The organism is Paenibacillus plantiphilus (assembly GCF_927798095.1).
GTDB lineage: Bacteria > Bacillota > Bacilli > Paenibacillales > Paenibacillaceae > Paenibacillus_Z > Paenibacillus_Z plantiphilus.
Window position 1 is genome coordinate 59,683 of record NZ_CAKMMF010000009.1, and the last position, 16,146, is coordinate 75,828.

Consider the following 16,146-nt stretch of genomic DNA (forward strand, 5'->3'; position numbering starts at 1 on the left):
ACGTCGCGAACCTGTTCACGATCACGGTCATTATTCGAATACAACGTGTAGAGGTGAGCGTTATGAACCACAATGAAATGAAACGTGCTTATATGTATGCCCTGCTAAGTGCAGCTATTATCGGCTTCTCATTCCTCTTTGCCAAAACAGCACTGCAATACGCGCCGCCGCTGGATACGCTGGCCTTTCGGTTTGCCATATCTTTCGCAGCGATGTCAATTCCGGTCGCTTTAGGGTGGATCAAGCTCAATTACCGCGGCAAGCCGTTGTTCAAGGCGCTGCTGCTGGCAGCCATGTACCCGCTCGGATTCTTCACGCTGCAAGCGTTCGGACTTCAGCATGCTACCTCTGCGGAAGGCGGCATCTTGTACGCCTTCACACCTGTTGTAACAGCTGTGCTCGCCTCCATATTCTTGAGGGAAACGACAACCGTGCTGCAGAAGCTGTCGATTGTCGTATCGGTGTTCGGCGTTGTATTTATTTTTGTTATGAAGGGGAGCAGCATCAATTTGTCGAATATTGCCGGCTTATTCCTGTTGTTTCTAACCTGCGTCGCTTTTGCCGGATACAGTGTTCTGGCCCGCTCTCTCTCGAAGCACTTTAGCCCTGCGGAAATCGCGTATTTGATGATGGGGATCGGATTCGTTGTTTTTCTGACCGCTTCGTTAACCGAACATATAGCAGCCGGAACGCTCGCAAACTTCCTGACACCACTGGCCAGCAGCACCTTTATCGGTTCTATGCTGTTTCTGGGCATCGTGTCCTCGCTCGTTACTGCGCTTACGGCGAACTACATTCTTGCCAGAATGGAAGCATCGAAAATGAGTGTATTCTCAAACCTGTCCACGGTTACTTCTATTGCTGCAGGGGCGATATTTTTAGGCGAGGAAATTACGATCTACCATGTGATCGGCTCTGTTCTCATCATTGCCGGGGTGATCGGGACGAATCTATTCGGATACAAAGCGGCGCGTCCTGCCGGGGCAGGCCGTGTTGGAGCAAGGAATTTGGCGAAATAGGTCTGTTTTGGGGTTGCAGACAAGAAAGGTGTCGAGTGAGCCTGCTGTATTTTAAACCATTTGAACTAGAGTAATAAGCCGCACTAACTATACCTGATGATATGGAAGAACTGTATACTGATGGTGATTGCTTCGGCTTTTTCTACATAAGAAATCATACTGGCGATCCGAGTTCCACTAACTAAGAGGAGATGGTTATCGGATGACGGTGAAGTTTCAGGAAAATTATTTGACGACCCGGGAAATTTCGGAGACGGCTGCAAGCTATTTGCTGGATAACAATGTGTTGATATCAGAGGTGCTTTATCCTCATCAGCAGCAAGCAAACAGTCAAGCGGAGAAGAAGCTGCAGGAAATAAAAGCGCAATTGGCTACTGGGAATGCCCTGTTCCTCAAGCGGCGTTACCGCGAGGCCATCGACATCTACAAGACAGCCCAAGCGCTTCTCTACAAGCTGCTCTATCCCAGCTTTCCGAAGCTTGTCGCTCGCAGGCCGGAGGCTGTATTCCCGCTGGATCATGTTCTATTCAGTCCGATGCTGCTAGCTGGTCTGGATCTCGTCGAGGCGCTGCCGTTAACCGATTACTCGGACAAATTCGGTCCCGTATTCACAGAGGTTCCCCAGGTCCGGTCAAGGCTTGGCGACTTCGAGGGCTTGGGTGTTCAGTCTGCGGATGAAGGCTTGCAATTGGCCAAACGGGATAGTGAGCTCGGAATTTCCTATGCAGCCAGAGGACAATGGAATCGCTCCGAATATTATTTCAAGCGGGCGTTAGAGCATACTGCCAATGCGCATTCAGAGGATGCCAAGTCTGCTTATGGCGCAGCAGCAATCAACCTTGCAGCGGTGTATATAAACAAGGATCAGACGGAAGAAGCCCATGAGATGCTGAATCAGGCGAATCGAATCTTTGTCCAGCACGACGATATTGTTGGACAAGCTCAATATTGTTTTAATACGGCAGCTGCCTTTGTTAAACAAGGCGCTCAAGGAAGAGCGGCCGAACTGCTCAAGCAGGGCGAGCAGCTGGTAAAGCAGGCGCAAGGGCTTGCCACCGAGAGAGTTGCGATACGAGGCGCACTTTCGATAGGCGGGACAACAGAGCAGCTGTCATTGTCAGACAAGCTGTCGATTGAGCCGCGAACGTTAAGCGATATGCATGCCGCGCAAGGTCTTGCGGTCACATTCCGCATGCCGGGCACGGGCGGGGGATGGGTCAATCAGCAGGTAGAGAGCAGAGTGACGGCCGCTGAGAAAAGCTTTATCAAGACGCTAGGTACGACAATCGGCAGGAAACGGATCGATTTCCAGTGGAAGAGCGGCGATGTACCTCCCACTGCTCACATACTTGACCTCTATAAAAACCGCATTGATGCTGCGGATCTTCGCCATATTCGCTGGCATGACGAGCTTATCACCGACTTCTCCATCCAGCTCCCACACCACTACTTTTATATCATTCCTGTTGCGCTCGGCGACTGCTATCATGCTCTGGGCGATTATGAAACCGCGCAATCCTATTATTTGAATGCGGCTAATTATGAATATTTGAACACAGCGTTCGAGCTGCCCGCACTATGGCTGAAGATAGCCAACAATGTCCTGCATTGGGGGGATTTGCTGTACAAGAATGACTATTTTACACAAGCTTTAAGCACTTATCAAATTGTTGCCCTTGCGCCAGGCTCTGCGCCGCCGGTTAATACCGAATCGCCGCTGTACAAGCATGCGAAGCTGTCGGTGATCGGGGCGCAGGTCCAGGCCATGCTTGTCGATTACGAGGCGAGCGGAAGCATTGGCGCGATGAATCCACAGCTGGCGATTATTGTATTGACGATACGCAACCGGCTTGCGCAGCTCGCTGCCAATCTGGATTTCCTGGGCATGGCGAACATTGTGCCGATCTGGACCTTTGATTATTTGCAAAATGTTGCAAGGTACTTTGCCCAGCAGGCGATTCAGGCTGAGCGCGGTTTTATCGATTTCTATGATCGCGGCGAGAATGAATCGCTGACAAGGCAGCAGCTGGAGCAGGCCAGCAGCATTGCAAGCTCGGAGCTGGAGCTCGCCAAGCAGCAGCGCGAAGCAGCCGAGATGGAAGTGAAGGTCTATCAGGCTGGCAAGGACTATGCGGCGACACGAACAGCCAACAACCAACAAAACTTTAATGATTACTCCGCTATGAGCTGGGAACGTATCGGCCTGCAGAGAAGCATTGCCTGGTATTCCTCGCAGAATCCTTGGGAGCTTGAGCATTCTATTGAGGGCAGCGGCCAGCACATTCATGAAGTGATCGCCGAGAAGACCGCGCGCTCGCAATCGATTACCCGTGATTATGAGCTGGCTGCGATGCAGCGCCAGCAGGAGGAGATGGCCAAAGCGCAGGTTATGGCGGAAGCCCAATTGAATGCCTCTGTTGCCCAGCTCGATGTAGCGAAGCAGAATGAACAAATAGCGAAGCTGCGCAAGCAAGCGGCAAAGGACAATCTGGAGGCGTTCGAGAATCAGTTTTTCTCCGAGGATGTATGGTATCAGATGGGGCAATTCATGAGGGGCATCTCTGCCAGCTACTTCAATATGGCGCTCAGGTCTGCAAGATTGATGCAGCGCGCCTATAATTTCGAGAATGATATGAATCGGCATGCGATCAAGACCGATTATGCCTCGCAATCGGTGAAAGGGATGCTGGCCGCCGATGCGCTCCTGCTGGATGTGGACTCGTTCACCTACGATGCGATTGTCAATGTGCGGCGCAAGCGGGTTCCGGTCAAACAAACGATCTCGCTGCTGGATCGTTATCCGTTCTTGTTCGAAACTTCGTTCCGCCAGAGTGGACGAATGGAATTCGAGACGCGCATCGAGGATTTCGATGCGGCGTTCCCGGGCACATTTGCCCGCAGAATTGAAAGCGTTGAGGTGGAGATCATCGGCGTTCTTCCGAGCGCTGGCGTGCGCGGCACGTTGACCAATGGCGGCGTGAGCCGTTATCGGACAGCAGATATTAATGCGTTGAAGATCCGTATTCAGCCTAAGGAGACGCTGCTGCTGTCGGAATACCGGCTGCGGGAGGACAGCTTCATCTTCCCAGCCGATGGCCGCACGCTAAAAATATTCGAAGGTGCGGGAGTGGCCAGCTCATGGGTGCTGGACATCCCACGCGCAACGAATGATCTGGATTACTATTCCATTGCGGATATTCGAGTCACGTTCTACTATCATGCGAATTATGACGAGACGCTTGCTGAGGGTGTGAAGGCGCAGCTGGCTACGCTGGCGGCAGCGAACCTCCGGCAGCGGAGTCTTCCGCTGCGCTGGACTTACCCCGATGCATTCTTTCACTTTCAGGATACGGGCATTCTTGAATTCACGCTTGGCAAAACGGACTTCCCCTTCCAGGAAGAGAATCCGCAGCTTCGCAGCCTAAGCTTGCTCGTATTAACGGACGAGGGAGTTGATCCATCCAGCCTGACTGTCAGACTGGGTGTCCCGGCGCATGCTGAACCGCTGGGCGCGAATCCGAACGCGCAGGGCGAGATCGTCGCAGCTGCCGGTCATCCGTGGGAGACGCTGGCGGCAGGTCCGGCAATTGGCTTCTATCGCCTGGAAGTCCTTGCGGCGGACAATCCGGCATGGGTCGCAGACGGCAAGCTGAAGCTTGATCGAATTCGCAACCTGGTCCTGCTCACGGAATATGATTTCACGCCGCGGGTGTAAGGCCGAAGGCGTCTGTTCTTCGAGAAAGGAGATGGAATCATGAGCAAAACGACCGGAACGGCGGAGCAGATTCTATCGCTGCCCAAGGGCGGCGGGGCTGTAAGCGGACTCGGTGAGACGTTCCAGCCGGACTTTCATACCGGCACCGGCTCGTATTCGATCCCGCTGGATATTCCGAATGGGCCGGGTGACATTGCGCCCAAGCTCGCTCTGCATTATCAAACGACCGGGGGACAGGGGCCCTTCGGCTACGGCTTTGGCTTGAGCCAGCTGGCTGTCAAACGCTCCACTGATAAACGCATCCCTACGTTCACGGATGCCGATCCGTTAATCGTTGCGGGCGGCGGACAGCTGGCAAGAGCAGGCGATGGCTCTTACCGTCTGAATCCCGATACGAACGGCTGGATTATTGCCCGTGAGGGCGAAGGCTTCCGCATTACGGACAATGGGGGCAAATACTATCGGCTTGGAACGAGCGGCGACACAAGACAATCGATTGATATTGGCGGCAGTGAGGCGGTATACAGCTGGGCCATAGCGGAAATAGAGGACCCGCTCGGCTTCAAAGTCAGCTATTCGTATTTGCATGACGGGAATGTGCTCTATCCAGATAGGATCGACTACAGCATCTATTCGGTACGATTCTATTACGAGGATCGTCCAGACCCCTTTGTCAGCAGACGAGCAGGCTTCGCGGAGACGACCCGCCTGCGCTGTACGCATATTGAGCTGGAGGTGTCGGGTGAGGCCAACCCGGTTGCAAGGCGCTGGGAGCTGATCTATGCTCCCGCCCAGGCCAGCGGTCATTCGTTTCTTCATCAAGTGAAGCTGACCGGCTTCGATAATGCCGGTGAATCAGCCTCCGTACCTGTATTAACACTGTCGTACACCTCCTTCCAGCCAAGAACGCTGGAGCGTGTCCGAGCGGAATCGCCTGATGCGCAGCCAGGGGCGATTCAGCAGGGAACCCGCGAGCTTATCGATTGGAATGGGAACGGACTGCCGGATTTGCTGGAGATTGGCGGCGGCTCTGCGCGCGTATGGCCCAACAAAGGCAGCCTGATATGGGGAAGGCCCCGTTCGATTGGGGAACTGCCGGTTGCTGTGTCGCTAGGCCAGCCGGGTACTGCCTTTGCCGATATGGAAGGGAATGGAACTGCGGATCTCATTATGCTGGATCGTCCGCTTGCAGGCTATTACCCCCACAAGGCAAAGGGGGGATTCGAGAAGCCCGTGTTCTGGCGGCATACGCCTAACGTGCGACTCTCTGATCCCAATGTCAGATTCGTCGATTTGAATTCGGATGGCATTGCCGATCTGCTGGTGACAGGCGAGGATTTCTTCAGTCTGTATTATCGGGAGACAGGAGGGGGGTGGGCGGCCAGACCAGTGCTTATTCCAAGGTCTGAAGCGCCGCCTGTTTCACTCCAGGATCAGCGCGTTCATCTTGCCGATATGACAGGAGATGGACTGCAGGATTTGGTCAGAATAGACGGAGCGGGTGTTGTCTATTGGCCATATCTTGGCTCCGGCAGATGGGACGAGCCAGTCGTGATGGCGAATTCGCCGGAGCTCCCCAGATTGTATGACCCGACGCGGATGTTTCTAACTGATGTGGACGGTGATGGCTGTGCGGATCTGGTCTATGTCGGAACCGACCGGGTTACGTACTGGATGAATGTGAACGGCTATCGACTCGCTGATCCGCAGGAAATCCGCTTTACGCCGCTGGCATTGCCAGGGCAGGTCCGGCTTGCGGATATGAATGGCACGGGAACAGCAGGTGTTCTATGGTCCATCAATCGGTCGGGGGGCAGATCGACCGATTATTATTATCTTGATTTTGCCGGACAAGTGAAGCCTCATTTGTTGAATCGAATCGATAATGGCATGGGCTTGGTGACGGAGATTGAATATGGGACGTCGACCTCGCAAGCGGTGCGCGACGAGTCGATTGGCGAGGCATGGCCGACTTTTCTGCCTTTTCCAATTCCGGTCATCCTGTCCTTGAGCACGCATGATCAGGCGAGCGACAGCCCTTCGCTGACAAGGTTTCGTTATCATGACGGTCATTATGACGGCATATCCCGTGAATTCTGCGGCTTTGGCAGGGTGGAGATTGAAGAGACGGGCGACGAATCTATCCCGGCTATGCTCACTTGCAATCGGTATCACTTGGGTCTGGACCCGAATCAATTGGATCGTCCGCTTACTGCGCAGGAGCGCGCACGTCTCAAGGCATTGCGAGGCAAGCTGCTGTCAACTGAGGTGTATGGTGCAGACGGAACGGATAAAGAAAATGAGCCTTACATGAAGACAAGCAGTATCTGGGATGTTCATGCGGAACCGCTAGCGGAAGGCGCTGAGAATGCTCAGGACGTTGTGGAGCAGGTTTCGCCGCGCTTGGTTGAGCGGAGAACAGCCTATTACGAACGGGAAGCAGAGCCTTATCGGATAACGGTGAACCTGAACAAGACATTCGATGCTGACGGCAATGCTCTCCTACAAGAGGAGCGGGCGGAAGACCCCCGTCAACCCGCGCTTAATCGCACTTTGATTACAGAAACGACTTATGCGGTTGATCCCGCCGCGCGCTTCCGTGGGAAGCCCTCGCGCACTGTTCAACGAGATGAAAGCGGTTCAATTGTCTCGGCAACGATCAGCTATTATGATGGACTTCCTGAATCCGAGATCGGCGCAGCGGGGTTGTTAACGGGACAAGAGACGCTTGTTCTGACAGATGAGCTGGCTGCGGCGGTCTATGGCGCGGCGGTTCCGGATTTTGCCGCACTTGGCTACCATCGCCGCGTTGGAGAGAGCGGCTGGTGGATCTATCAGGTCAGTTACACGCGTACCGAGGAAGGGGGCGTCCTGCGCGGAACGACGACGAATGCGCGCGGCAATGCTACGCTGCTGGAGTTCGACGCGCATCGCATCCAGCCGGTACATGTGACAGACGCGCTCGGCAATAAAACTTCGGCGCTGCTGGATTACCGCACGAACAAGGTAAGCACGCTTACGGATGCAAGCGGCGTCGTCATTATGAATCATTATGATCCGTTAGGCAGATTGCTCTATACGATTGAGCCGGGTGCCAGCGCTGGGCTGCCAACGATCCGTTACAGCTATCCTGCTGCCGATGCGCAGCAGCAGCTTCCTGTCGGTCTCGTGACGGAGCAGCGCCTGGAGAATGGTAAAATCGAAACACTCATGAGCAAAACCTTCATAAGCGGCTCCGGACAAACGATTGAGCAGCGCAGCGTTGCCGGCAATCAGGAGACGGTCGAATCCAGCCAGCTGTATTCGGTGAGAAACCTGATCAAGAAACAATTTCTTCCGTTTCTAAGTCCGGGTCCGGCGTACAGCAGACCTGATGCTATCGGCATTCCGCATCGGCAGTTCCGCTACGATGCGATAGGCCGGCTTGTAGAAGCGATTAATGCTGACGGCGCGCTGCAGAAGCAAGCTTTCGAGCCGGGCATCGCCTATATGTACGATGAGGAGGACGCTCGTACGGAAGCAGGGGCGCAGCATGCTTCGACGCCAACAAGACATACCTTTGATCCATCAGGGCGGATTATGGAGGCTGCAGTTAATGATGCCGGGAATTGGATATCGACCTTTTACAGCTATGATATTAAAGGCAATTTGCTTGCCGTCACCGATGGGAAAGGGAGCAAAACGACCTTCTTCTATGACTTTCTGGGCAGACGTCTGCTAACGAGCAATCCGGTTACGGGCAAGTCGGTTTTTGTATTTGATGCAGGCGGCAATCAGGTGGAAAAACGTGATGAATCCGGAACGAGGGTACAGTTCGAATTCGATAAGCTCGATCGTTTGTTCCGAACAACATTGCCAGAAACAGGCGCGCTATCCGCTGCATTTACCTATGATGACGCCGGACAAGCCACGCCTCCTGAAGGAGACGGCAACAGTAAAGGGAAAATTGTTAGGATCGAGCATGGAGCAGGGTCCGAGGTGCTGGCTTATGACGGGCTGGGGCGTGTGAAGCATAGAGAGCTGTATCCAAACGGGCTTGCCGGTCAGAAATTCGAGTTCGATTATACGTATCGGGCAACGGGACAGATTGAATCGATAACGTATCCGAAGCCAGCCGCTGCCGCCGGCAGACTCATTGTGCGCTACAGCTATGATCAGCGCGGCAGGCTTAGCGCGATCCCCGGCTTTGTGAAGAAAATCAGCTATACTGCTGCTGGGCTGCGGGAGAGCATCGCATACGCGAACGGTGTGACGACAACCTACGTCTATGATCACCTTAGCTTGAAGCTTATGCAGCTGCGTACTGTCGATGGCGGAGGCACAGTTCTGCAGCAGCTCGATTACGAGTATGATCGAGTCGGCAATCTGCTGAAGGTCGATTCGCCAGACCCGAAGCTTGCTGCCAGCTATGTGTATGACAACTTGTACCGTTTAGTGGAAGCGGGTACGGTGTCCGGCTCTCAATGGACGTATCATTATGACAGTGCGGGCAACCTGACTAACAAATCTGATGTGGGCGCATACAGCTATGATCCTGCAGGTCGATTGACCGCTGCGGGTCCTCATGGATTCACGTATACGAACACCGGCCAGACGGAGACAGGACCTTGGGGTACAGCAAGCTACGATGCGATCGGGCGGCTTGCGGAAGTTGCAAGAGGCGCAGAGCAGATGGCTTGCACCTACAACCATGAGGGCAGTCGAGTGCGAATGCTCATTACAGGCGGTGCAGAGGAGTTCGACCAATGGACGCTTGACGAGCTGCTCACGATCCAGAATGGAACGGCAATCGGATACATTATGGACGGTTCGGTGCGTGTTGCGCAGCTGGCATTGGCGGCTAGTACGGCGAGCTTCCTGCATGGCGATCATTTGGGCAGCACTGCTCTTGTTACGGGGATGGATGGCGCTGTGCTGCAGCGGGTGCATTACGATCCGTTCGGCGCGGTTCTGGCGAACACGATTGAAGCAGGCGCAGAAGGAACAACCTATTTGTATACCGGAGCTAACTACGATCAATGGTCGGAGCTTCTATATTGCCAATCTCGCTATTATGACCCGCGCATTGGGCGGTTTCTGACACCGGATACGATGGTTCCTGAGCTGTACAACCCGCAAGCCTGGAACCGATTCAGCTATGTGCAGAACAATCCGCTGCGATATACCGATCCTTCGGGCCATTTCTGGGAGGAAATCGGGCAGTGGTTCGAGGACAACTGGAAGCAGATTGTTGCCGCTGTTGCTGTCGTGGCGGTCATAGTGCTGGCTGTTGTGCTTAGCATCGTGACCTTTGGCATTGCTGGCATTATTGCAGTTGGCATCGGCATGGCGATAGGCGGCGTGGTAGGGGGTGTATCTGCTGCTGCTGCCGGAGGCGATGTGCTGCTGGGCGTGCTCTGCGGCATGGCTGTCGGCGGCGCTGCCGCGCTAGGCGGAATGGGCATCGGTGCAGGGATGGCGGCAGCATTCGGAGCCAAGACGCTCGCGGCAACGCTGCTTACAGGCGCATTGGCCGGTGCGGTCAATGGCGCTGCGATGGGCTTCACGGCTGGATTTGCAGGCGGTCAAGGCTCGATCGGTGAAATCTGGGAGAAGATGCTGGAGGGTGCATTAGTAGGAGCGATTACAGGTGTCATTATGGGCTTCGGAAGCTACTTATTCGGAGGAGGCACGCTGGGTACAGGCAAGCTGTCCATTCCTAAGCCAACCACTGCTGCTCTGGGCAAAGCGGCGGTCGGCTTTGCGGCTGGCTCGTTAGCTGAGCTTGGCAGGGAAGCTGCAGCGGGCAACGGGCTTGATCCGATGAAGATACTCGGTGCAGGAGTGGGCGGAGCAGGACTTGGAGCGTTCGTGAGCTTCGGCGGCAGCAGCGGCTTGCCGGTACTGGATTTCTTGAAGCCTACGCTGACTGGGGCTGTAAGCGGATTGTTCGCCCAAGGCGTCAGTGCGGTATTCGTACTCGATTACGCCGACGACCTGTGGAAGTTCATTCTCCAGAATGACTTGGCTAAAGTAAGCAAGAGCGGCAAATTCAATTATCCTTAATAGCTGAAACGTATGCGAAAAAGGGCTGGACCGGAGTAGAGGATTTCTACTTCTGGTTCAGCCCTTTCTCTTAGAGATACGACGCTTGAAAGTCGTCGCCAATTATTCAGCTGATGACGACTCTAAGTATTTTACAGATTCCAGTACCAATAGGGGTAACCCTGAGCGATAATGAGGCGGTCCAGCCACTCTTCAAAGTTCAGAGCAAGTGGATAAAGCTGGCCGGAGTCGAACCATACCAAGTAGTGCTGCTCGCCGTTCTTGACTGCATCGGAGTCAATAAGGATATAAGCTCCGTCGATATATACGGCAATAGGATAGAATCGGGCGGGATAAACATTTAGTGCATTCATCGCAATTTCCGATGTTCCGAGCAGATTGTAGCTTGATCCGTAATCATCAGCGAACAACAGAGCGCCGTTGTGAAGAATAAGAAATTCATGATAAGAGTCCGGCAGTACCCAGCCTGATTCTCTTTCAAACTTTTCAATATCTTTTTCACTTGCAGACGGGTGGAAAACAAATTTATTCTCGCATACATGTCCACTTGACCCCTGTACTTGCATCGTCCCCGCTTCGCTTAACCTGCTCTTGAGCCCATTAATGATTTCGACTACCTGGGTGTTGTTCATCGATTGATCAACTGCTCCTCTTTAATAGCTTGCCCGCCAGGGACTAACCACTTGTTTTTAAAAGTTTTTTGGCAGTCTTACATTTCAGTTCATTCTGAAAGGATAACGTTTCAAAATGATGATGGATGTGGTAATATAAATACGAACTTATGTTCTTGTGTGGGGTAAGACCATTTTGTCGAAAAACATCAGCGGTTGAAAGGTGGAGGAACAGTGAGTGTTCGTTATTCAGAAATTGATGCGATCATTGCATATATTAATCAGAATCTTTATGATCCGCTGCCGCTATCCCGATTAGCGGATCATGTCTCATATAGCCAGTTTCATTTCACCCGTATTTTTAAAGAAAGAATCGGCTTGTCGCCGCTCTATTATGTGTCTGCTCTACGATTGCAAAAGGCAAAGGACTTGTTATTGCAAACGAATCTAAGTGTGCGTGATATCGGACTGGAGATTGGTCAGCAGAGTCTGGGAACGTTCACCACCCGATTCACCGAGCGGGTAGGGGTAAGCCCGTCTCAGTTTCGGAGCTCAGCGCTGCAAGCGGACGAGCATCTGCGTTCCTTGCAAATGCTTGGAGACTGGAACCATTCACTGTCGAGCTTCCGTCTGCCGGATACAATAACGGGTACGATACAAGCAGAGCTTCCGTTTGACGGTGTCATTCTGATCGGATTGTTTGCCAAGCCCATCCCGGAAGGACTTCCCCTATATGGAACACTGGTTTCTTCTGTTGGGGATTTCAGTATTAAAGGTGTCAAACCGGGCACCTATTATTTAATGGCTACCTCGGTATCCTGGGGAATGAAGGCGATGGATTTCATGCTTCCTCATACTACCTTACGGACACGATCTAAGGAACCGATTATTGTCCGTCCTTATTCCTTCGTCCCACATCTGCAAGTTACACTGCATGTGCCTCATCCGGATGATCCACCTATTCTGATTTCGCTTTCATTATTGATGAACAATTACTTGAACAGCATTGCCCTTAGATAGCAGCAAATGCAGTATCCAAGGGCAATTCAGATATATATTGCGTCATCGCCAGTTGGTGGTGCACCTGCCCACAAGGAGCGATTATATGCTGTGAAGGCAGCCTTGTGAACTAGGAGATCATGTACCTTTTTTGACGAGAAGGGGGACAAGTCGCGTTATTAATGTCATTAATGATATAGTGGGTTTGGTGATTTCTACCTGCATCAACCGACCGCCGTCATGCTGCGATATACCGTGCGCGCTTGGAGCTGCGCGCGGTGAGAGAGAGAGAGATACGGCTTGATACTTGTCTTGCATAGAAAGCGGTATATATTTAATATCATTAAATATATACCGCTTTCTGACTGTCGGGTTAATAGAATCTCTACTATAGCGGCGAGATAGCAATTGGGGTATACTCATACACAAAATGGATATTTTTCAATGTGAATGATAACAAGTCAAAGAGCATTTGCCGCAACGAGGACCCTACAGTCGTACAGAAGGAGCGTTGGCACTATGGCACTATCCAGGAAAACGGATAATAATACGGTTAGAATTCACTATTATGATTCGATCGAAGATGCGCATCCGTATTTGACCCCACTGATTGTGTGTCCCGGATTATCAGAAACAGCGGAGGAGTATTTGGATTTGCTGGAAGCGCTTCTGCCCAGAAGAAGCATCCTATTGTCCTTTCGAGGCCGAGGCCACAGCGATACTCCTGATAGCGGATACAATCTTGCCCATCATATCGACGATATTGCTTCTGTCGTTCGCTGCGCAGCATTAGAACACTTTCATTTGCTTGGCTATTCTCGCGGAGCCTCCTATGCGTTGGGCTATGCGCAAGGTCATCAGAAGCAGATTCATTCCTTGATTGTCGGCGATTATCCAGCTGAACATCGAGCAATGCCTCTGAATTGGCCGGAGGATTATATCAACCAGTATTTAATTCCATGCAATCGTATTGATGATTATATTCGACCTTCAGCGGTTTATGGCATCCAGAGAGAGTCGTCCCAGATCAGTCTCGACGATCCGCTGGATATTCCTGTTCTGGCAACTAGAGGTCTTCTTGACGGTTCTATGGTCAGCGATGTCGATCTTGATCGCTACAAAGACTTGTGCAGCCATTTAATCGTTAAAGAGTATGCGCAATCCGGCCATGATATAAGAGAGAACGAGAAGGCGCTCTTTTACAGTGATATCATCCGTTTTCTGGATACTATTGGCTAATGATCATTCTATAGCCACAAGTGACGGTACATAAACTGCATAACAAAAAGTGGCGCGGCAGGGGGGAGTATCTTCCTGTGGGGCCACTTTCTAATGCAGCGATACTTGTAGTCGTGCAGAAGCTGTCCTTAGAGCTTGAAACTTCCCTCATGGGACAGTTCTTCGCATAGGGTTAAGCTTCGCTTTATTGCTGTATTGTCCAGTTATCTAATCTTGCTGCTTCCAAGCTATGGTTGTTCTTGTCTTTTAGCCAGTTAAGAGCTTGCATGACTAGTGGAGAACTATTATTGGGCGTTAGTTGGTTAATGGCAACCCACTCTGATCCGATGGAATCATTGTTGTGCATATTCATCGTATAAGTCAAATCACCGCTAACATACTCTACTTCATAGTAGATAGCAACCTGATGAATATGCGTTGTCCCGCGTTTCTCCAGCTTAAAGGGGATGACATAATCAAGGACGCCGAGATTACGAATCACCTTGATGCTTGTAGCTGTTTCTTCTAAAAATTCCCGACGGAGTGCATGGACCAATGGTTCATTCGAGTCTACTGCTCCACCTGGCAGGTCATATCGATTCGTGTATGGACCGCCATTCTTATGAATTAATAAGATTTTTCCTTCAAGCGTACAAATCCCATATACACCTAAATGCGTATGCCATCTCTCTTCCATAGTATCCCTCCCATTTGATAACTATACTGTAAACTTTCGTAATGTCAAATGATTTTCAATCGTATGAATCTGTGGTCGCATTCCTTTCAGGACCTGCGATTCGATCCCCAGGAGGTAGGTACTATCATGCTTGATAAGAGCATCCTGCGGGTAAGAATTTTCAAATACAATGCGATGTGACGGGGTGTGGATCGGGATGAAGGAGCTATTAAAGTTCGGGATTGCGCCTGATGAATTTGATTGGAAGAGCTTTCTGCTCGATGACCATTCTGAGCTGGAACTAGCTTGGCAGGCTGCAGAGATGGATGAGAGAGTGGAAGACTTGGCCGAGCTTCGCTGGCTGCTTCAAGAAATTCGGGAGGCGCTAGCAATGTATCGGAACGCTTTTCCCGATGGACGGTTCGAACGCGAGCTGGAATCGGCTTTTGCACGTCAGGCTGATGTGCTGGAAAGACAGGTTGCCGAGTATGAAACCAAGCTTGAGCAATGTGATCTTAACGCTTATTTAACCGTAAAATACGCCATTCGAACATTATATAAGCAGCTCGGCGCTACTGTTGCGGGAAGCGACTGGCAATCCCCTTGCAAGAAGCTTCAGTCAACTCCAGATCCAGCCTCTCTGGCTGTTCCCGAGGAATCGGGTTTTGCTCAGGAAGAGGAGGGGACGTATATGCGCAGCTATGGCAGTGAGACAGTCAAGGAATATGAGGAGGCAGCCTTGGAAGCCTTTTACACATTGCCAGCGGAAAGGCGCGAGCAGCGCATCGGATTTGTGACGACCTCGGGTATGAAGGCACTTGAGCTTGCGATGATCGCTTATAAGAGCTTTACTGGCGAAACCCATCCTTTTTATTATCAAAAGGGTTTTTACTGTGAAGGAGCGGATCTGGCCAAGCTGCTGTTGAACGCTCCGCTGGAGCTGGAGCCGGATGAGCTTTACAAGATCGTGGACGAAAATAGGCCAATCGGCTGTTTGCTCGTTGATCCTGGCATGTGTTGGCCGATCAGTCCTGCAGTTGATCTTGCGAGATTATTGGACGGCTTGTCCCGCCACCGGCAAAGCGAACCGCTGTATGTGATCGTGGACCGGACGCTGACAAGTGTGTCTAATCCATTATTCGAGAGGTATGGAGAGCGGCTGCCGCCTCACGTTGTGCTGATCAGTGTGGAGAGCGGAATCAAGTACATGCAGTATGGTCTTGATTTGGCTAATGTAGGTTATTTGACAGCCTTGGGCAGAATGCTGGGAAGCCAATCACATAGAGCGAAATGGGTCGCTCTGTTGTCGCTTCTGGATGCGGGCGCTGATCCGGTTACTGTACGCCAGCTGCCGACGCCTGATCTTCATCAGTTAACGGCACGTCTATCCAGATTAAACCGCAATGCCCATTGGATGGATGCTTTTCTGAGGCATATGGTTCGAGTGGGGAAGGTTGAGGCTTATTACCGCTCTGTGGAGCCTTCTCCCCAATACGAACTGGATGGTCGTCACTGGATAGGTTCGCTCTTTTATATTCAACTTCCCGGGCTGCGTTCGGATGCGGAATATGAGGCGTGGATCGACTCTTTTGTCATCTCGGCTCCTCGTGAGGAGCATTTCGTATCTGGCGGCAGCTTCGGATTCGATACCTTTCGGATGAACGCAGTTCGCAATTCGACCTGTCAGGATAACGCTTTGCGAGTGTCAGTCGAAAGGGCCCCGCTTGGCCAATTTCTGCTGAAGCTTAAATATATGTACAGTCAGCTGTGAATATGCATGAGAGAATCGCCATTTGGGATGACCAAGAAATAATAGTGATTGCATCCATGTTATGTAATAATAGAATAGAACAAACGTGCAAT

Annotated in this window: 8 protein-coding genes; 6 read left to right on the forward strand and 2 right to left on the reverse strand. The window is 51.8% G+C overall.

All coding sequences use genetic code 11. The features are described from left to right. Window positions 1-62: 62 nt before the first annotated feature. From L6H65_RS09830 to L6H65_RS09840, 3 genes are all read left to right on the forward strand, one after another. Window positions 63-1,019, forward strand: a complete 957-nt coding sequence (locus tag L6H65_RS09830) for a DMT family transporter (protein WP_236340893.1) — start codon at window positions 63-65, stop codon at window positions 1,017-1,019. 202 nt (window positions 1,020-1,221) lie between these two features. Next, window positions 1,222-4,734 carry a Tc toxin subunit A-related protein gene (locus L6H65_RS09835; RefSeq protein WP_236340895.1) on the forward strand — a complete coding sequence of 1,171 codons (3,513 nt, stop codon included), beginning with the start codon at window positions 1,222-1,224 and terminating at the stop codon, window positions 4,732-4,734. A 39-nt stretch (window positions 4,735-4,773) separates the two neighbouring features. Then, on the forward strand, window positions 4,774-10,779 hold the full coding sequence (locus L6H65_RS09840; protein WP_236340897.1) for a toxin TcdB middle/N-terminal domain-containing protein: 6,006 nt from the start codon (window positions 4,774-4,776) through the stop codon (window positions 10,777-10,779). A 131-nt stretch (window positions 10,780-10,910) separates the two neighbouring features. On the opposite strand, the gene L6H65_RS09845 is transcribed toward L6H65_RS09840, so the two are convergent. After that, window positions 10,911-11,411, reverse strand: a complete 501-nt coding sequence (locus L6H65_RS09845; RefSeq protein WP_236340899.1) for an SMI1/KNR4 family protein — start codon at window positions 11,409-11,411, stop codon at window positions 10,911-10,913. A gap of 213 nt (window positions 11,412-11,624) precedes the next feature. On the opposite strand from L6H65_RS09845, the gene L6H65_RS09850 reads away from it, so the two are divergent. Together L6H65_RS09850 and L6H65_RS09855 are read left to right on the forward strand one after the other, a co-directional pair. Then, entirely contained in the window at window positions 11,625-12,410 is a 786-nt protein-coding gene (locus L6H65_RS09850) for a helix-turn-helix domain-containing protein (RefSeq protein WP_236340905.1), read from the forward strand. A gap of 498 nt (window positions 12,411-12,908) precedes the next feature. Further along, window positions 12,909-13,628: an alpha/beta fold hydrolase gene (locus tag L6H65_RS09855; protein ID WP_236340911.1), complete on the forward strand. Its 720-nt coding sequence runs from the start codon at window positions 12,909-12,911 to the stop codon at window positions 13,626-13,628. A gap of 184 nt (window positions 13,629-13,812) precedes the next feature. Here L6H65_RS09855 and L6H65_RS09860 read toward each other — a convergent pair whose 3' ends face one another. Then, window positions 13,813-14,304, reverse strand: a complete 492-nt coding sequence (locus L6H65_RS09860; RefSeq protein WP_236340913.1) for an NUDIX hydrolase — start codon at window positions 14,302-14,304, stop codon at window positions 13,813-13,815. A gap of 196 nt (window positions 14,305-14,500) precedes the next feature. Between L6H65_RS09860 and L6H65_RS09865 the strand changes: the two genes are divergently transcribed. After that, on the forward strand, window positions 14,501-16,054 hold the full coding sequence (locus tag L6H65_RS09865; RefSeq protein ID WP_236340915.1) for a hypothetical protein: 1,554 nt from the start codon (window positions 14,501-14,503) through the stop codon (window positions 16,052-16,054). The last annotated feature ends 92 nt before the right edge of the window (window positions 16,055-16,146 follow it).